The organism is Streptomyces chlorus, assembly GCF_042655885.1.
In the GTDB taxonomy this organism is placed as follows: Bacteria; Actinomycetota; Actinomycetes; order Streptomycetales; family Streptomycetaceae; genus Streptomyces; species Streptomyces chlorus.
Genome location: NZ_JBHSOA010000004.1, coordinates 22,011 through 40,608, shown reverse-complemented (window position 1 = coordinate 40,608; position 18,598 = coordinate 22,011). Strand labels below are relative to the sequence as shown.

14 protein-coding genes and 1 pseudogene are annotated in these 18,598 nt (G+C 71.3%); 9 read left to right on the top strand and 6 right to left on the bottom strand.

Going from position 1 to position 18,598, the window contains the following annotated elements; translation table 11 throughout:
- Positions 1 to 162 precede the first annotated feature (162 nt).
- A complete protein-coding gene (locus tag ACFPZI_RS02360) occupies positions 163 to 705 on the top strand; it encodes a 5-formyltetrahydrofolate cyclo-ligase (RefSeq protein WP_381357475.1) in 543 nt (180 codons plus the stop codon).
- 114 nt (positions 706 to 819) lie between these two features.
- Here ACFPZI_RS02360 and ACFPZI_RS02355 read toward each other — a convergent pair whose 3' ends face one another.
- Positions 820 to 3,666: a penicillin acylase family protein gene (locus ACFPZI_RS02355; RefSeq protein WP_381357472.1), complete on the bottom strand. Its 2,847-nt coding sequence runs from the start codon at positions 3,664 to 3,666 to the stop codon at positions 820 to 822.
- 246 nt (positions 3,667 to 3,912) lie between these two features.
- Here ACFPZI_RS02355 and ACFPZI_RS02350 point away from each other — a divergent pair, with 246 nt between their 5' ends.
- From ACFPZI_RS02350 to mscL, 6 genes are all read left to right on the top strand, one after another.
- Positions 3,913 to 5,439, top strand: coding sequence for a potassium/proton antiporter (locus ACFPZI_RS02350; protein ID WP_381357469.1), 1,527 nt, complete (start codon positions 3,913 to 3,915; stop codon positions 5,437 to 5,439).
- A gap of 444 nt (positions 5,440 to 5,883) precedes the next feature.
- The gene (locus ACFPZI_RS02345) at positions 5,884 to 7,176 is read left to right on the top strand and encodes an MFS transporter (protein WP_381357466.1); all 1,293 of its coding nucleotides are present in this window, start codon (positions 5,884 to 5,886) and stop codon (positions 7,174 to 7,176) included.
- 276 nt (positions 7,177 to 7,452) lie between these two features.
- A complete protein-coding gene (locus ACFPZI_RS02340) occupies positions 7,453 to 7,812 on the top strand; it encodes an FmdB family zinc ribbon protein (RefSeq protein ID WP_381357463.1) in 360 nt (119 codons plus the stop codon).
- A gap of 78 nt (positions 7,813 to 7,890) precedes the next feature.
- Entirely contained in the window at positions 7,891 to 8,733 is an 843-nt protein-coding gene (locus ACFPZI_RS02335; protein WP_381357462.1) for an S-methyl-5'-thioadenosine phosphorylase, read from the top strand.
- Positions 8,734 to 9,105: 372 nt separating this feature from the next.
- The gene (locus ACFPZI_RS02330; RefSeq protein WP_381357459.1) at positions 9,106 to 9,612 is read left to right on the top strand and encodes a hypothetical protein; all 507 of its coding nucleotides are present in this window, start codon (positions 9,106 to 9,108) and stop codon (positions 9,610 to 9,612) included.
- 140 nt (positions 9,613 to 9,752) lie between these two features.
- A complete protein-coding gene (gene mscL, locus ACFPZI_RS02325) occupies positions 9,753 to 10,241 on the top strand; it encodes a large conductance mechanosensitive channel protein MscL (protein WP_381357457.1) in 489 nt (162 codons plus the stop codon).
- 27 nt (positions 10,242 to 10,268) lie between these two features.
- Here the strand turns inward: mscL and ACFPZI_RS02320 are convergent, their stop codons facing one another.
- The gene (locus ACFPZI_RS02320; RefSeq protein WP_381357454.1) at positions 10,269 to 10,445 is read right to left on the bottom strand and encodes a hypothetical protein; all 177 of its coding nucleotides are present in this window, start codon (positions 10,443 to 10,445) and stop codon (positions 10,269 to 10,271) included.
- 125 nt (positions 10,446 to 10,570) lie between these two features.
- Here ACFPZI_RS02320 and ACFPZI_RS02315 point away from each other — a divergent pair, with 125 nt between their 5' ends.
- Both ACFPZI_RS02315 and ACFPZI_RS02310 read left to right on the top strand, forming a co-directional pair.
- Positions 10,571 to 11,596 carry a P1 family peptidase gene (locus tag ACFPZI_RS02315; protein WP_381357452.1) on the top strand — a complete coding sequence of 342 codons (1,026 nt, stop codon included), beginning with the start codon at positions 10,571 to 10,573 and terminating at the stop codon, positions 11,594 to 11,596.
- Positions 11,597 to 11,943: 347 nt separating this feature from the next.
- Positions 11,944 to 12,699, top strand: a complete 756-nt coding sequence (locus ACFPZI_RS02310; protein WP_381357449.1) for a DUF6227 family protein — start codon at positions 11,944 to 11,946, stop codon at positions 12,697 to 12,699.
- Positions 12,700 to 13,323: 624 nt separating this feature from the next.
- On the opposite strand, the gene ACFPZI_RS02305 is transcribed toward ACFPZI_RS02310, so the two are convergent.
- From ACFPZI_RS02305 to ACFPZI_RS02290, 4 genes and pseudogenes are all read right to left on the bottom strand, one after another.
- Positions 13,324 to 15,546 (bottom strand): PTS fructose transporter subunit IIABC, encoded by a 2,223-nt coding sequence (locus ACFPZI_RS02305; protein WP_381357446.1) that lies wholly within the window; start codon positions 15,544 to 15,546, stop codon positions 13,324 to 13,326.
- 208 nt (positions 15,547 to 15,754) lie between these two features.
- Positions 15,755 to 16,702, bottom strand: a complete 948-nt coding sequence (gene pfkB / locus ACFPZI_RS02300; RefSeq protein ID WP_381357444.1) for a 1-phosphofructokinase — start codon at positions 16,700 to 16,702, stop codon at positions 15,755 to 15,757.
- Positions 16,699 to 17,460, bottom strand: coding sequence for a DeoR/GlpR family DNA-binding transcription regulator (locus ACFPZI_RS02295; RefSeq protein ID WP_381357441.1), 762 nt, complete (start codon positions 17,458 to 17,460; stop codon positions 16,699 to 16,701). Before ACFPZI_RS02295 ends, pfkB begins: the two co-directional genes overlap by 4 nt.
- Positions 17,461 to 17,873: 413 nt before the next feature.
- Positions 17,874 to 18,598, bottom strand: a pseudogene (locus ACFPZI_RS02290) (TetR/AcrR family transcriptional regulator); the annotation flags it as partial.

Below are 18,598 nucleotides of genomic sequence, written 5' to 3'. Positions count from 1 at the left end.
CCACCATATCCGCTGCCTTCGCAGGGAATCTGGGGCTCCGCACATTTAATGCTCATATGAGCATATTGGAACGTTACGGGGACAGAGTTGAGACAGAACGAACGCGTGGACAATCATGGCAAGCGTGCGTTGCGACGGGAAATCCTCCTGGCGAGAGGAAGGTTGACGGCGGATGACGTACGGAAGTCCGCGACCGCGCTGGCCGGCCGCGCGCTCGGACTGCCCGAATTGTCGCACGGGCGCACGGTGGCGGCGTACGTCTCCGTGGGGAGCGAACCCGGCACGCCCGCACTCCTCGACGCCCTGCGCGCGCGGGGCGTCCGCGTGCTGCTGCCGGCTCTGCTCCCCGACAACGACCTGGACTGGGGCCCGTACACCGGCGAGGAGTCCCTCGCGCGCGTGCGGCACGGCGGCGGGCGGATGACGCTGCTCGAGCCGTCCGGGGAACGCCTCGGGCCGGACGCCGTGACCGGAGCGGACGTGGTGCTGCTGCCGGGCCTGGCCGTCGACGCGCGCGGGATGCGGCTGGGGCGCGGCGGGGGCTCGTACGACCGGGTGCTGGCCCGGCTGGAACGCGCGGGCGCGCACCCGGCGCTGGTGGTGCTGCTGTACGACACGGAGGTCGTCGAGCGGGTTCCCGAGGAGCCCCACGACCATCCGGTGCACGCGGTGGTGACGCCGTCGGGGGTCCGGCGGTTCGGCTGAGCCGGCCCACGAGAAGCGGCCTCCACGCGTGTGCGTGAAGGCCGCTTTCCTATCGGACGAGCGGCTCACTCAGAGCCCGCTCAGAGCCCCCCTCAGAGCCCCCTCAGAGCCCGCTCACGGCTTGAGCAGCAGGGTGTCCTCGGTGCCCTCCTCGACCGCCTTCTCCGAGTGGGCCCACTCGAGCAGTTCGCCGTCGGCCCACTTGTCCGTCTGGTCGACGTAGTGGGAGCTGTAGGCGTGGCCGGAGGCGCCGGTGAGGTTGATCCACCGCGACTTGTCGAGGTCGCCGAGGTTGACCACCATGCGCATCGACGGCACCCACACCACGCCGTAGCCGCCGGCGGCGTTCCAGCCGGTCGCGTTGACCGTGGCCTCGCCGCCGCCGAGCTTCCAGGGGCCGCGGTTGAGGGCGTACTGCACGAAGCCGGGGCCGGCGGTGCCCAGGGTCTGGTTCTTCAGGAACAGGCGGTGCAGCCTGCCCCAGCTCCAGGTGTCGATGTCCTTGCCGAGCTTGGCGGTGAGCTCCCACCGCGCGTCGATCATGGCGCGCTCGAACAGCTCGTCACGGTTCTCCGCGGGAGGACGGGTGCCCGACTTCGGGGTCGTCCACCAGTCGCTGTCCTTGTCCTCCATCAGCGTGCGGACCACCTCGAACCAGCGGTCGCCGCCGTCGGGCTGGGCCTGGTCCGCCTCGCGCAGACCGCACTCGCGGACCTTGACCCGCTCCTCGGCGGGCCCGGTCGGGTCGACCGGGTCGACCCACAGGCACTGGCCCTTGACCCGCAGCTCCTTGGGCAGCTTGTGACCGAAGCCGAGCTTGAGGATGTTGCGCCAGACGGAGTTGAAGTAGGCGGCTGCCGCCGAGTCGGCGTCCTGGGTGTAGTCCCAGCCCTCCAGCAGCTTCTGCGCCTCGCGTACGTCCGGGTCGTCGATGTCGACCTTGAGCAGCTCGGGCACGAGCAGCTTGGCGATGGCGCTGCTGTTGTCGAGCTGCATCTGCCGCATGTCGTCGGTGGAGATCTTGCCGCCGTCCTTGATCTTCGACTGGATCAGATCGTTGATCCGCTGGCTGCGGGCGCCGTAGCCCCAGTCGGTCGTCAGGGTGTACGGGTACGCGTCGGGGTCGACGACGGCCTGGTTGGCGGTGACGATGTAGCCGCGGGCGGGGTCGAACTCGTAGGGCAGTTCGTCCTGCTCGATCCAGCCGGTCCATTCGTACGCGGGGTTCCAGCCGGGCGCCGGGATGGAACCGTCGTGGCCCTTCGCGCGCGTGGGGATCCTTCCGGGCAGCGTGTAGCCGATGTGGCCCTCGGTGTCCGCGTAGACGAGGTTCTGCGAAGGCACCTCGAACAGGGTGGCCGCCTCGCGGAAGTCGTCCCAGTCCTTCGCGCGGTTGATCGCGAAGACGGAGTCCATGGTGCGGCCGGCGTCCAGCGCGGTCCAGCGCAGGGAGACGCCGTAGCCGTCGCCCCGGTCGGGCGCGGCGGAGTCGACGGTGGCCTTCTTGCCGGTCCGCACCAGATCCTTGGACCGGTCGGAGAGCAGCGGGCCGTTGTTGGTCTCCCGGACGACGATCTTCCGGGAGGCGCCGCCGGCGACCTTGATGGTCTCCTCGCGGGACGTGAACGGCACCACCTTGCCGCCGTACTGGTAGCCCTCGCCGGTGATCTTCTCCAGGTAGAGGTCGGTGACGTCGACCCCGGAGTTGGTCAGGCCCCAGGCGATGTCCGCGTTGTGGCCGATTATCACGCCGGGCAGGCCCGCGAAGGTGTAGCCGGAGACGTCGTACTGGCACGTGGCGGAGACGCTGCGGCAGTGCAGGCCCATCTGGTACCAGACGGACGGCAGTGCGGGCGACAGGTGCGGGTCGTTGGCCAGCAGCGGCTCACCGGTGATGGTGTGGTTGCCGGAGACGACCCAGGAGTTCGAGCCGATGCCGTCGCCGTTGACGCCGACGGCGGTCGGGAGGTCCTGCAGAATCTGCTGGAGACCCGTCAGCTGGCCTTCCAGGCCGCCCGCGGTGCCCGCGGTGCCGTCCGCGGTGCCTGCTCCGGACGCGCCCTCCACGCCGGTGCCGGTGCCGGTGCCGGTGCCGGTGCCGGTGCCGGTGCCGGTGCCGTCGCCCGTGCCGGTGCCGGTGCCGTCGCCCGTGCCGGTGCCGCTCTCACCGCCGCCCGACTCGTAGGTACCGGTGAGCTCGTTGTACTGGCCCTCCTGCACCACCGGCTTGTTCCGGCCGTACGGGTACGCCGGGTACAGGTCGGCGATCTGCTCCGGGCCGAGGCGGCTGGTCATCAGGGCGCGGTCGATCTCGTCCTGCATGTTGCCGCGCAGGTCCCAGGCCATCGCCTTCAGCCAGGCCAGGGAGTCCACCGGCGTCCACGCGCCGGGCTTGTAGTCGTTGGTGAAGCCCAGCGCCGCGTACTCCAGGGAGATGTCGGCGCCGTCCTTGCCCTCCAGGTACACGTTGACGCCCTTGGCGTAGGCGTCGAGGTACTTCTTCGTCGCCGGGGAGAGCTTCTTCTCGTACTCCTCCTTCGCGACCCGGTCCCAGCCCAGGGTGCGCAGGAATTCGTCGCTCTCGACCTGGCTCTTGCCGAACATCTCCGACAGACGCCCGGAGGTCATGTGCCGGCGGACGTCCATCTCGTAGAACCGGTCCTGCGCCTGGACGTAGCCCTGCGCCATGAACAGGTCCTCGTCGGAGGAGGCGTAGATCTGCGGGATCCCGTAGCCGTCACGCTTGACGTCGACGGTGCCCGACAGGCCTTCGAGGGTGATCGAGCCCTTGGTCTGCGGGAAGGAGGCACGCACGGTGCTGACCGACCAGTACGCCCCGTAGACGGCACCGCCGATCAGTGCCAGCACCAGGACGAACACGACCAGACGGGCTTTGCGCCCCTTCTTCCTGCCGGACTTGCCGGGCTGCTGACCCGTGGAGGCGGTGGTATTGGGGGGCATCGCTGTCCTTGCTGTCCTTACGCGAGCGGCAGGGCGGGCTGTGCTTTTAACTGAGCGCTGGAGCCACGATAGGCGCAGGGCCCTCCGCCACTTGACGCGGAGTCGGATACCAGCACGGACGGACGTTCGATGATGCCAGGGGTACGCGTCAAGAAAGCGTCAAGAGTTAGGTAAGGTAACGAAGCAGTTCGCCGTGAACGCGCCGGCCACCCGGGCCCCGGACAGGAGCTCGGGCGCACCGCGCGGGTGCCAGGGAAGGGAACGGCCACGACTGTCCACCACCTCAACCAGCTCCTGCTCGTCTGCTCGCTGGTCCTGCTCATCGCCGTCGCGGCGGTCCGGATCTCCTCGCGCAGCGGGCTCCCCAGCCTGCTCGTCTATCTGGGCATCGGCGTCGCCATGGGCCAGGACGGCCTCGGCGACATCCAGTTCAACAACGCCGAGCTGACGCAGGTCATCGGATACGCGGCCCTGGTCGTGATCCTGGCCGAGGGCGGTCTGGGCACCAAGTGGACGGAGATCAAACCCGTCCTGCCCGCCTCCGCCGCCCTCGCGACCATCGGTGTCGCGGCGAGCGTCGGTGTCACCGCGACGGCCGCGCACTTCCTGATCGGACTGGAGTGGCGGCAGGCGCTCATCATCGGCGCGGTGGTGTCCTCGACCGACGCGGCGGCCGTCTTCTCCGTACTGCGGCGCATCCCGCTCCCCTCGCGGGTGACGGGCACGCTGGAGGCCGAGTCCGGCTTCAACGACGCCCCCGTGGTCATCCTGGTGCTCGCCTTCTCCACGGCCGGCCCGATCGAGCACTGGTACGTCCTGCTCGGCGAGATCACCCTGGAACTGGCCATCGGCGCCGTCATCGGACTCGCGGTGGGCTGGCTGGGTTCCCTGGGGCTCAGGCACGTGGCGCTGCCGGCCTCCGGCCTCTACCCGATCGCTGTCATGGCCATCGCCGTCACCGCGTACGCGGCGGGCGCCATGGCCCACGGCAGCGGCTTCCTCGCCGTCTATCTCGCCGCGATGGTGCTGGGCAACGCCAAGCTGCCGCACTGGCCCGCCACGCGCGGGTTCGCCGAGGGACTCGGCTGGCTCGCGCAGATCGGCATGTTCGTCCTGCTCGGCCTGCTGGTCTCCCCGCACGAACTGGGCGACGACATCGTGCCCGCACTGATCATCGGGCTGGTGCTGACCGTGCTGGCCCGCCCGCTGAGCGTCGTGCTGAGCCTGGTGCCGTTCCGGGTGCCCTGGCAGGAGCAGGCGCTGATGTCGTGGGCGGGGCTGCGCGGCGCCGTGCCCATCATCCTGGCGACGATTCCGATGGTGCAGGGCGTCCCCGGCAGCCGGTCGATCTTCAACATCGTCTTCATCCTGGTCGTCGTCTACACCCTCGTCCAAGGGCCGACGCTGCCCTGGCTGGCCCGCAAACTGCGCCTCGGCGAGGGCGCGGAGGCCGCCGACCTGGGCATCGAGTCGGCGCCCCTGGAGCGGCTGCGCGGACACCTGCTGTCGGTCGGCATCCCGGAGGAGTCGAGGATGCACGGCGTGGAGGTCGGCGAACTGCGGCTGCCGAAAGGGGCGGCCGTCACGCTCGTCGTGCGCGGGGGCGCCTCGTTCGTTCCGGGGCCGACGACGATGCTGCGGCGCGGGGACGAACTCCTCGTCGTCGCCACCGACCCGGTCCGGGACTCCGCCGAGCGCCGCCTCCGCGCGGTGGGCCGCGGCGGCAAACTGGCCGGCTGGCTGGGGACGGACGGGGCGAGGCCCGGGGGCTGACCGGGGGGCAGGCGGAGGCTGAGGCTGAGGCTGAAACGCCACTTCCGGCGTCGTTCGCGTCGCCTCTCGCGCGGTTTCTCGCGCGGTTTCTCGCTCCGCTTCTTGTGCTGTCTCTTGCACCGTATGGTTCGTCGCTGCTTGCGCTGTAGCGTGCGGGTCGGGTCGAGCCACGACCCGTCCTTCACAGGGCCACAGCCTCCCTGTGCTCGCTTTCACAGGATCACAAGCACCTGGCGCCTGTGTATGCCTGGAACCGTCTGTACCATGCAAACGGTACCCAGATCGAACCAACTCTGCCTGACGCAGAGCTGGCGCGACCGTATGGCGGCCGGCACGCCCTGAGCTGTGGCACCGGCATCTACCGCAGTCAGCGCAAGAGGACAGCTCTCGGCGCGCCCGACACCAGGGGCCCACGCGCCACCAGGCGGCAGAAAGGCACGGGCCGTGGCATCCACGGTCACCACGTCGAAGGACTCTGCGGCCACCTCCCGTCCGGGATACGGCCGACTGCTGCGTACGCGCGGCGCCTGGACGTTCCTGCTCCCCGGCTTCGCGGCACGCCAGCCGTTCGCGATGCTCACCCTCTCCATCGTGCTGCTGGTGCAGCACACCACCGGTTCGTACGGCGCGGCCGGCGCCGTCGCGGCGGTCACCGGCGTATCCATGGCCGTGTTCGCGCCGTACAGCGGACGCCTCGCCGACCGCTACGGGCAGCGCGCCGTCCTCGTCCCCGGCGTGCTGGTGCACACGGTGTCCGGGCTGACCCTGACCGTGCTGGCACTGAACGGCGCCCCGCTGTGGGCATTGTTCGCCGCCGCTGTTCCCACCGGCGCCTCGGTGCCCCAGGTCGGGCCCATGGTGCGCGCCCGCTGGGGCGTGAAGCTCAAGAACTCCCCACTGATGACCACGGCTGCGGCCTTCGAGTCCGTCACCGACGAGCTGACCTTCGTCGTCGGACCGCTGCTGGCCACCGTCCTGTGCACGGCCGTGGACCCGGCGGCGGGCCTGGCGACCGAGGCCGCGCTGACCCTGATCGGCGGTCTGCTGTTCGCCGCGCAGAAGGGCACACAGCCCGAAGTGGCCGCTCGCGGGCACGCGCGCGTGGAACACGTTTCCGCACTCCGCGTCCCCGGGGTGCGCGTCCTGATCGTCATCTTCCTGGGCATCGGGTCCGTCTTCGGCGGTATGCAGGTGTCACTGGCCGCATACACCGAGTCGATCGGCGAACCCGGACTGAACGGCATCCTGTACGGCGTCTTCGCCGCGGGAAACATGCTCTCCGGCATCGCCTGCGGCGCCATCGCCTGGAAGGCCGCCCCGCAGCGGCGCCTGGTCATCGGGTACGTGGCGCTCGCGGTGACCGCCTCCGCCCTGTGGACCGCCCACTCGGCACTGCTCCTCGCCGGGCTCGGCCTCCTGGTCGGCATGTCCATCGCGCCCGCCCTGATCACCGGATACACCCTGGTGGACGACCTGGTCCCGGCCGGCGCCCGCACCGAGGCCTTCACCTGGCTGACCGGCGCGGTGGCACTCGGCCAGGCGACCGCGGTCACGGTCTCGGGACAGCTGGAGGACCGCCTCTGGGCCGGCGCCGGGTTCTTGGTGCCGATGGTCGGCACACTGCTCGCCCTGGTGACGCTGCTGGCCCTGCGGTCACGGCTGGCACCGCCCCGGGCGTCCCGCGAGGTCACGCGCGGCGCAGCCCGGCGCGATCCCGTCGCGATCAGTGAGATGTGACGCACTCGCAGGCCGTCGCACAGGCCCCCGCCAGGTTTGCCCGCGCACACGCGCGGGGTCATGGCGACGCCGTGGACATGGCTTCCCGCCTGGGAAGCCATGCCGCGAAGCGCGTCCGGAACACGCGCTGAGCACGTACGGAGGCCCGCCCTCATGACGGTCACACTCCGGCGGCCGCCCGTGGCGGGGTGACGCACGTTACGCCGCTCACTTGCGGCACGGGTTACCATTGACGATCGTTAGCACTCATCGAGTGAGAGTGCCAGGAGGAAGACAGTGCCCACCTATCAGTACCAGTGCACCGAGTGCGGCGAGGGCCTCGAGGCGGTGCAGAAGTTCACCGATGACGCTCTTACCGAGTGCCCGAACTGCCAGGGGCGCCTGAAGAAGGTGTTCTCGGCGGTCGGCATTGTCTTCAAGGGCTCCGGCTTCTACCGCAACGACAGCCGCGGTTCCTCGTCGAGCAGCACTTCGGCGTCGAAGACGTCCGGTTCGTCGACGAGCTCTTCCTCGTCCTCGTCCTCCTCGTCTTCTTCCTCGTCCTCCTCGGGCTCCGGCTCGGGCTCGGGCTCCGGCTCCGGCTCGTCGTCCGGGTCCGGCAGCTCCAGCAGCACCGCCGGCAGCACCGCCGCCTGAGGCCGAATCCTTACGGGACCCTGTCGTCGTCCGACGACAGGGTCCTCGGCGTTTTCGGGGCCGGTTAGGGTGCGGAGCATGGCGAACAAGGCGAACGTCGAGATCGGCATGATCGGCGGCTCCGGTTTCTACTCCTTCCTCGACGACGTGACCGAGGTCCAGGTGGACACCCCGTACGGGGCGCCCAGCGACTCCCTCTTCCTCGGTGAACTGGCCGGCCGGCGGGTCGCCTTCCTCCCCCGGCACGGACGCGGCCACCATCTGCCGCCGCACCGGATCAACTACCGGGCCAACCTGTGGGCACTCAGGTCGGTCGGCGCGCGCCAGGTGCTCGGGCCGTGCGCGGTGGGCGGACTGCGACCCGAGTACGGGCCGGGGACGCTGCTGGTCCCGGACCAGCTCGTGGACCGTACGAAGTCCCGGGCGGGCACCTATTTCGACGGACTGCCGCGACCCGACGGCATTGTCCCGAACGTCGTGCACGTGTCGCTGGCCGACCCCTACTGCCCCGCCGGCCGGGCCGCCGCCCTGAAGTCGGCGCGTGGGCGGGACTGGGAGCCGGTGGACGGCGGCACGCTGGTCGTGGTCGAGGGGCCGCGCTTCTCCACCCGGGCCGAGTCGTTGTGGCACCAGGCGCAGGGCTGGTCGGTGGTGGGCATGACCGGCCACCCCGAGGCGGCGCTCGCCCGTGAGCTGGAACTCTGCTACACGTCCCTGACCCTGGTCACCGACCTCGACGCCGGTGCCGAGAGCGGCGGGGGCGTCTCGCACGACGAGGTGCTGCGGGTGTTCGCGGACAACGTGGACCGGCTGCGGAACGTGCTCTTCGACGCGGTGGCGGCGCTGCCGGCGACCCAGGAACGGGACTGCCTGTGCGCCTCGGCGCTGGGCGGAATGGATCCGGGGTTCGCGCTGCCGTAGGGCTGTCGGCGCGGGGCTCTGCCGTAGGGATGCCGGCGCGGGGCTCGTGGCGCACGGTCGGGTCGCGGCGCACGGTCGGGTGAGAGGGTTTTCCACAGGCCGTGGTCTGTCCACAGGCTCCGGCGGAGAACGGCGGGAAGCCTCATCGTGGGATCCGCAAGCCGATCCCTCGTCGCAGGTGGTGGTCCCGTGTCGTTCCCGCCCTCGTCCCCTCCCCCGTTCCCTCCGTCGTCTCTGCGTCAGCCATCGCTCCAGTCCCCCTCCCCTTACTCCCCCCAGTCCCCCTCCCCCTCACCGGTTCCCTCGGCTTCTCCCTCCCGCCCCGCCGTAGTCCCGCACCCGCCCTGGGCCGGGGTCCCCCCACGGTGCGAGGTGCCGCACTTCGCGCCGGTGCGGGTGCGTGGCGGGCTGCTGCGGTCGGCTCGGCTGGTCCGGCACCGGAGGCGGGCGGCGGCGGCCGGTCTCGCCGTCACGGCGGTGGCGCTGGTGGCGGCGGGCGGCCCCCGGGAGGCGGACCGGTCGCGCGGGCGTCCCGAGGCCGCTTCGAGCGCACATGCCGGGCCGGCCTCCACGGGAGACCGTGTCGCACGGGAACGGCGCGCGGGAGCGCGTGTCACGGCGCCGGTGCGGATCGCCGACGCCGCCACCGTGCGACTGCTGCGGCCGGGCGACCGGGTCGATGTCATCGCCGCCGAGGAGCGGGTGACAGGCGGTGAGGCCCGCGTGGTCGCGCGTGGGGCGCGGGTCACCGAGGTGCCGAAGCCACTGGAGGACACGGGCACGGGCGGGGCCCTGGTGGTGCTGTCGGTTCCGCGCGCCGCCGCGGCCGACCTCGCCGGCGCGAGCGCCACGGCACGGCTGGCGGTGACCCTGTGGTGAGCGGGTCCTTCCCGGCCGATGGCGCGGGTGTCGTGTCAAGTATCTCGCTCGAGGGGCCCAGTGGACGGTTCGGCGGGGCGCTGGCATAGGTTGCGGAGCGTTTGATTTCCCATGTCACGCGTACAAGATGGAGCCCCGGGGTGAGCGAGAAGAACGAAACCAGCGTCTGGCAGGGCTTCAAGGCCTTCCTGATGCGTGGGAACGTCATCGACCTGGCTGTGGCCGTGGTCATCGGCGCCGCCTTCACCAACATCGTCAACGCGGTGGTGAAGGGGGTGATCAATCCGCTGGTCGGCGCCTTCGGCACGCAGAACCTGGACACTTACAGTTCGTGTCTGAAGGGCCGCTGCACGGGCACGGGCGATGCTGCGACGGGCGTCAGGATCCTGTGGGGTTCGGTCCTCGGCGCGACGCTCCAGTTCGTGATCACGGCTGCGGTCGTCTACTTCCTGATGGTGATGCCGATGGCCCGGTATCTGGCCCGGATCGAGGCCCGCAGGAAGGCGAAGGAAGGCACGCAGGAACTCGTCGAGCTCTCCGAGCTCGAGGTGCTCAAGGAGATCCGCGACGAGCTGGTCGCGCAGCGCGGCTCGGATCGCAGCGGGGACCCGGGGCACAGCGAGCGATAGCCGGCACCGGCCTGCACGGCACTCCGGTCAGATGTGGTGGGGCGGCTTCTCGTCGAGGAAGCGCTTCAGGTCCGACGCGCTGTCGCCGGACGGGCGGTCGCCCCACCCCCGGTCCGTGTCGTCCGCGGACTGCTGGTCCAGCGGATCGTCGAAGACCAGCGCGGGCTTCGGCTCGCGGGGCCGGGGATCGGAGGCAGTGCTCATACGACCAGAGTACGGCTCCGGCGGAACCTTCCCCCGACGGCGACTGCTTCCTGGCGACTGCTTCCTGGCGACTGCTTCCTGATGGCGGCTCCCTGCTCCGGCGGTGACCGCGCGAGACTGGCGCCATGACTGTCGACGCTCTGACCGATGTGGCCGGTGTGCGCGTGGGACACGCGACCCGTACCGGAGACGGCCTGCTCACCGGTACCACGGTGGTGCTCGCGCCCGAGGGCGGGGCCGTGGCCGCCGTGGATGTGCGGGGCGGCGGTCCCGGTACGAAGGAGACCGACGCGCTCGATCCCCGCAACCTCGTGCAGCGGGTCGAGGCGGTCGTCCTGACCGGTGGCAGTGCCTACGGACTCGACGCGGCGTCCGGGGTGATGGCCTGGCTGGAGGAGCAGGGGCGCGGGGTACGCGTCGGCCCGGATCCCACGCACGTGGTGCCGGTGGTGCCGGCCGCCTGTGTCTTCGACCTGGGCCGGGGCGGAGACTTCCGGGCCCGGCCGGACGCGGCCACCGGGCGCGCGGCGGTCGAGGCGGCAGCGGCGACCGCGCCGGGGGCGCGGGTACCGGAGGGATGCGTGGGCGCCGGTACGGGGGCCGTGGTCGGAGCGGTGAAGGGCGGGATCGGCACCGCGAGCACGGTGCTGGAATCGGGGATCACGGTGGCCGCGCTGGTGGTGGCCAACGCGGCGGGGTCGGCGCTGGACCCGGAAACGGGGACGCTGTACGGCGAATTGTTCCGGGGCGGCCGGGTACGTCATCCCGACGCGGAGGTACACGCGGCGGCGCTCCGGCGGCTCGCCGGCATCGCGGAGCGGAACGGGCCGCAGCCGCTCAACACCACGCTCGCGGTGGTCGCCACCGACGCGGACCTGTCCAAGGCCCAGGCGCAGAAGCTGGCCGGTACCGCGCACGACGGCATCGCGCGGGCGGTGCGGCCGGTGCATCTGCTCAACGACGGGGACACGGTGTTCGCCCTCGCCACAGGTATCCACCCGCTCGACGCCGCGAACCCTCTCGCCCTGAACGAGATCCTCGCGGCGGGTGCCGACTTGGTGACCCGCGCGATCGTACGGGCTCTGCGCACGGCCGGGTCGGTGGACGGACCGGGCGGAGTCTGGCCGTCGTACGAGGAGTTGTACGGGTAGTTGCACGGGTAGCCGCACGGGTAGTTGTATGGCGAACCGGGCAGGGAGGCGTGTGGCGCCCCGGACGGGGAAGCGTAGGGGAGTCGGGCGGGACAGCGGGGACGTCCGGTGAACGGAGGGGGTCAACCGCTGAGCGGAGTGCGTGATCAACGGCCGCCGACCCGGCGACGAGCGCAGGAGCGGCGCCTGAGCAGGGGGTACGGGCGTCCGCCGGGGACGGACGGGAATTCTTCGCGCGATCCGTTCGTTTTACCGCCGTACGTTTTCTCAGTTCCCGGACATGATGTCCGCCCGAAGGGCTACGGTATGCACCCACAAGGTGACATGCAGCGACGCCGGGAGAAACCTTGAGCGTTCCGTACGAGACGGCAGCGTACGAACCAGCCGACTCGCCCGAGTCTCCTGAGGAGCATCTCGCGCGACTGCTCGGCCGTGCCCTGAACTCCTTCGAACTGCCCGACGAGGCGGTACGCCTGCTCGACTGCGCGCTGGCGTACGACAGTTCGCTGCACTCCGCGCACCACAGTGCCGGCCTGCACCGCGAGACGTACCGGCACACCTGGCTGCTCGCCGACGGCTCGGCGCTCACGCTCTGGGAGCTGGTCCACAACACGACCCCGGGCAGCGAGCCCCAGCACGAGGTGTATGCGGACGAGGAGGAACTGGGCGTCGCCACCGCCCGGCTGCCGCTGCCGCCGGAGACCCCGGACTTCGAACTGCCGGTGGCGGTGCAGTTGTCCCAGATCCCCGCACCCCTGCCCGTCTACGTCCCCGACGCTTCGGCGGACCACGCGCGCCGCTTACTGCGCCGGGCGGAGAACACGGACCGTCCGGGACCTCGGACGGCCGCGCTGCTGACCACGGCGTCCGCCCACCAGATCACCCAGGCCTTCGGCCGCCCGTCCGCCGCGGGAGGGCCGGGGCGCTCGAGGCTGTCCTTCTCTCTGTACGAGCACGCGTTCCTGCTGCGTGACGGTGTGGAGATTTCCCTCTGGGAGGTGGAGCACACGGCCACGCCCGACGGGCGGCACATGTGCGAGGTGTACGTCACCGAGGACGCCGCCCGGGACGCGATGGAGCGGCGCGCGACACAGGCGCCCTGATCGGGGCCGGACCGCCCGACCCGCTGTCATCGCCCTTCCCTGCCACCGGTGAAGCGCCGCACCAGGACGGCGAACGCCTCACGCTCGGCCGGGGTGAGCCGCACCTGCTCCGCCCGTGGGCCCGTTCGCCGCTGACGCGGAATCGTCCGGAGTGCCGGCGGCTCCTGCGGCCCCGGAACGTCGCGCCCCGGCTTCGACTCCGGATGCGGCTTCCGATGCGACTTCTGATGCGGGCGAGGGCCGACATCCTCGTCCCGCCGTCCCGGCCCTCCGGGCCCCCACTGCGCTCCCGCTCGGGCCAGCGTCCGCATCCGCGTCCGCAAGCCGACGCCACTCCCCCGCACCCGCCTGCGGTCCCGCCGCAGGACACCGGCCAGGCCCACTGTGCAGGCCACCGCCACCAGGGTGAGGACGGTGGCGCCCGTCACCCTCAAGATCGAGTCGTGCTCAGGCATGGGCCCAGTACACATCACGGTCCGGGACTTTGGTCCCGGACCGTGATGAACGTGATCTATATCGCAGTTGACTCGTTTGCCTGCGAAAGTCTCACATGTACCTATTGGGAAACTTTGCCACTCTTGCCGTCTTCCGTCGTTGCCGGCTTCCGTGCTGTCCGCTCCCGTGTCACGCGGCGACCGGCTGCTTCGATTCCGCCGCCGAGGCCGCCGAGCCCTCGCCGCTGGTCGCGCCGGGCGCTCCCGGAACCGGCTTGCGCAGGCCCTTCAGGACGATCACCAGAGCCGCCGTGACACAGACGCCCGCCGCGATGGCGACCAGGTAGAGCAGCGGGTTGCCGATCAGCGGGACCACGAAGATGCCGCCGTGCGGCGCGCGCAGGGTGGCGCCGAAGGCCATCGACAGGGCTCCGGTGACCGCGCCGCCCACCATCGAGGCGGGGATCACGCGCAGCGGGTCGGCCGCCGCGAACGGGATCGCGCCCTCGGAGATGAAGGAGGCGCCCAGGACCCAGGCGGCCTTGCCGTTCTCCCGCTCGGTCCGGGTGAAGAGCTTGCCGCGGACCGTGGTGGCCAGGGCCATCGCCAGCGGCGGAACCATGCCGGCCGCCATCACCGCGGCCATGATCTTCATCGCGGAGTCGCTGGGGCTGGCGACCGCGATACCGGCCGTGGCGAAGGTGTAAGCGACCTTGTTGACGGGGCCGCCGAGGTCGAAGCACATCATCAGGCCGAGCAGGGTGCCGAGCAGGATGGCATTGGTGCCGGTGAGGCCGTTCAGCCAGTCGGTCATGCCGTTCTGTGCCTCGGCGATCGGCTTGCCGATCACCACGAACATCAGGAAGCCGACCACCGCCGAGGAGATCAGCGGGATCACCACCACCGGCATGATGCCGCGCAGCGCCACCGGAATGCGCACCCGCTGGATCCCCAGCACCACCGCACCGGCGATCAGACCGGCCGCGAGGCCGCCGAGGAAGCCAGCGTTGATGGTGAGGGAGATCGAACCGCCGACGAAGCCGGGCACGAGTCCCGGCCGGTCGGCCATGCCGTACGCGATGTAGCCCGCCAGGACCGGGACGAGGAACCCGAAGGCCACGCCGCCGATCTGGAAGAGCAGGGCGCCCCAGCTGTCGGCCTGGGTCCACACGAAGTGTTCCATCACCGACGGCGCCTTGTTGATCTCATAGCCGCCGATCGCGAAGCCGAGGGCGATGAGGAGACCGCCCGCCGCGACGAACGGGACCATGTAACTGACGCCGGACATGAGCCACTTGCGCAGCTTGGTGCCGTAGCCCTCACCGGGTTCGCCGGTGCGGTCCACGGGGGTGTCGCCCGATGCGGCAGCGGCGGTGGCCTCACCGCGCTCGGCCTTGCCGCGGACCTCGTCGATCAGTTCGGCGGGGCGGTTGATGCCCGCCTTGACGCCGGTGTCGACGGTCGGCTTGCCCGCGAAGCGTTCCTTCTCCCGGACGGGCACGTCGTGGGCGAAGATCACGCCGTCCGCCGCCGCGATCACGGCCGGGGCGAGCCGGGTGAAGCCCGCCGAGCCCTGCGGCTCGACCGCGATCTCGATGCCCGCTTCCCGGCCGGCGTTCTCCAGCGCCTCTGCCGCCATGTACGTATGGGCGATGCCCGTGGGGCAAGAGGTGACGGCGACGATCCGGAAGGGACGCGCGCCCTCGCCGGACGTGGCCGCGTGCGGGGTGCCTTCGCCCGTGGCGCGTTCGCCGGTGGCGCGTTCGCCGGTGGTGCCTTCGCCCGTGGCGCCTTCGCCCGTGGCGCCTTCGCCGGAAGTGCCCGTGGCGGTACCTGTGAAGGCCGCCACCGGCGCCGCCACGGAGTCCGTGGAACCTGTGGAACCCGCAGAACCTTCGAGGTCGCCGGAGCTGTCGGAGCTCCCGGAGCCGGCCGCGTCCGCCGTGGCCCCGGTCCCGTCGGCCGCCGGCTGCTCGTCACCGCGGATGAGCGCCGCGGCGCCCGCTGCGTCGCCGGCCGCCCGGAGCCCGTCGGTGAACTCGGAGTTCATCAGTTTCCGGGCCAGCGAGGAAAGGATCGTCAGATGAGCGTCGTCCGCACCGGCCGGAGCGGCGATCAGGAAGATCAGGTCGGCGGGCCCGTCCGCGGCACCGAAGTCGATCCCGGCGGCGCTGCGCCCGAAGCCCAGCGTCGGCTCGGTCACGTGCGCGCTGCGGCAGTGCGGGATGCCGATGCCGCCGTCGAGGCCGGTCGGCATCTGGGCCTCACGGGCGGCCACGTCGGCGAGGAAGCCCTCCAGGTCGGTCACCCGGCCCAGGGCCACCATCCGCTCGGCGAGGGCTCGCGCCGCCGCTTCCTTGGTGTTGGCGGACAGGTCGAGGTCGACCAGGTCCGCGGTGATCATCTCGCTCATCGCGGGCTCCTTTGCACGCGTATCGCCCTTGACGTGGGGTGGGCGGAAGGGTGAACGGGGGTGGTGGTGCGGTGGGGGATGGCGGGAGTTGCGGAACTTGAGGCACGTGTGGGAACTGACGGGCCTGTGAGGGGAGTGGGATGCGTGAGGGCAAAGGCGCCGGCCGTGCCGGCCGGTCCGGGAAGCGAAGCGGTACGAATGTCGGTGTTCATGTCACCGGCTCCTTCAGTACGCGGTCCAACGGCACCGTCGGCGTGACCGTCACCGCGGCCGGGTCCAGGTCGCCCGGCGTGGGCATCACGCTGCCGGGAGTCTGGACGGCCGCCGCTCCGTGGGCGAGCGCCGAGGCGAGCGACTCCGGTCCGTGCCCGCCGGCGATCAGGAAGCCGGCGAGCGAGGAGTCGCCCGCGCCCACATTGCTGCGGACGACCTCCACCCGGGCGGTGCCGAACCAGGCGCCGTACTCGTCGACGAGCACCTGTCCGTCGGCGCCCAGACTGGCGAGCACGGTACGGGCGCCCATTCCGCGCAGTTCCTCGGCCGCCTTCACCGCGTCGCCCACGGTGGTCAGCCGGCATCCGACGACCTCGGCGAGCTCCTCGGCGTTCGGCTTCACCACGTCGGGCCGCTCACGCAGCGCCGCGGCCAGCGCCGGCCCCGAGGTGTCCAGGGCGATGCGTACGCCGGCGGCGTGCGCCCGCGCGACCAGCTCGGCGTACCAGGAGGGCGCGAGGCCGCGCGGCAGACTGCCGCAGCAGGCGATCCAGTCGGCGCCCCGCGACTCCCGGTGGACCGTCTCCAGGAGCAGTTCCTGCTCGGCCGCGGTCAGCTCCGGGCCGGGAGCGTTGATTTTCGTCAGGACGCCGTCCGCCTCGGCGAGCGCGATGTTGGAACGGGTGGCCCCGGCTATCGGTACCGGAGCGACCTCGATGCCCTGCGCGTCCAGCAGTTCGGCGACCACGGCGCCCGGGGCGCCGCCCAGGGGCAGGACGGCGACGGTGCGCCGGCCGGCCGCGGCGACGGCACGCGAGACGTTGACGCCCTTGCCGCCCGGGTCCACGCGTTCGCCGGTGGCCCGGTTGACCTCGCCGTGCTCCAGCGCGGGAACCTCGTACGTACGGTCCAGGGACGGGTTGGGAGTGACGGTGAGGATCATGCACGCACTACTTCCGTGCCGCCGCGCTCGATCGCGAGGGCGTCTTCGGGGCTCAGCCCACTGTCAGTGATCAGCAGGTCCACGTCGCTCAGGCCGCCGAAGCGGGCGAAGTGCTCCTGGCCGCACTTGGAGGAGTCCGCGAGCAGCACCACACGGCGGGCGGCCGCCATGGCGGCGCGCTTCACCGCCGCCTCGGCGAGGTCGGGGGTGGTCAGACCGCGTTCGAGGGAGAAACCGTTGGCCGCGACGAAGAGCACGTCCGCGCGGATCTCGCCGTACGCGCGCAGCGCCCAGGCGTCCACGGCGGCACGCGTGCGATGCCGTACGCGACCGCCGACCAGGTGCAGCTGGACACCGGGGTGGTCGGCGAGACGGGCCGCGATGGGCAGACTGTGGGTGACGACGGTGAGCGAGAACTCCACCGGCAGGGCGGCGGCGAACAACGCCACCGTCGAACCGGCGTCGACGATCATCGTGCCCCCGTTCGGCAGCTCCGCGAGGGCGGCCCTGGCGATGCGGTCCTTCTCGTCGGCGGCCGTGGTCTCGCGCTCGGCGAGGTCCGGCTCGAAGTCGAGGCGTCCGACCGGAATGGCCCCGCCGTGCACCCTGCGGACCATTCCTGCACGATCGAGGGCCTTCAGGTCCCTACGGATCGTCTCCGCCGTCACCTGGAACTGCTCGGCCAACGAGACCACATCCACCCGGCCGCCGTCCCGGGCAAGCCGCAGGATCTCCTGCTGTCGCTCTGGTGCGTACATGCCCACTCACCTCCAAACCGTGCCCGAACGTGTGGCTTTCCCCAAAGGGTACGCCGGGCAACTCAGGAAGTAAACAGGAACGGGCTCAATCGGGCATGAACGGGCATGGGCGGGCATGGGGATCGTGCCCGATGCCTTTCCTCTCCGACGCACCGACCAGAACGGCCAGAACGGCCGAGACGGCCAAAATTCAGGCAGGACACGAGTTCGATCCACCCATCCCCACCATCAGCGAGTCCGCCGACTTCGGCGACTCAGGCGACTCGGGCGGATCACGGACGGCATGAGGAGGTCACTGCCGGGCGGCCGTCAGGGCGCGCGGCCAGGCCGGCTCGTCAGAGCGGCCATAAGAGCGTCATCAGGGCACCGTCAGGACCACGTCAGGACCACGTCAGGACCACGTCAGGACCACGTCAGGACCACGTCAGGACGTCCCACGGGAAGTCCCGCAACGCCGCGAGGTGGGCCACGGCCAGCTCCGCCGCCCCCTGCGGGTCCTCGCCCGTACCGTCGCCCGCCGCCCAGCCCTCGACGGCCGCGCGTACGGCGGCGATCGCGACGGCGGCGGCAAAGCGCAGCCGCGCGTCCACGGCAGCGCTGCCGGCGCCGCCGGCGCCGCTGTCAGCGTTGCCTGTGTCGTCCACGTGCGCTGCGCGGTCGGCATGCCCGGCATCGTTGTCAGCCGCCGTGCCGATCGGCACCCGCGCCGCCAGGACCTCCGCCGGCGCACGTTCCGACGTCTGGCAGACCTCCGCCCACACCCTGCTCAGGGAGAGGGTTCGAGTGGGCCGGCCGGATCAGGGTGCGCACCCACACCCAGGAATCCGACGACACCCCCGCGCCCGGCCCCAGCGTGGACCGCACGGCGCCCTCCAGGGCCTGCGGCACGGACGTCCCGGGCGGCGCTGCCCGCACCACTTCCACCCAGCGCCGGGCGTCGGCCTCGTAGAGCGGGGCGACGGCTTCTTCCTTGGCTGCGAAGTACTGGTAGAAGGTGCGCAGGGCGATACCCGCCGCCTAGGCGATGTCCTCGGCACGGGTGGCTTTCAGGCCCTGGCGGACGAAGAGACCGGCCGCCGCGCGGGCGATCTCCATACGGGTCCCGGCTTTGCGCCGCTCGGCCGGCGGGACAGGAGGA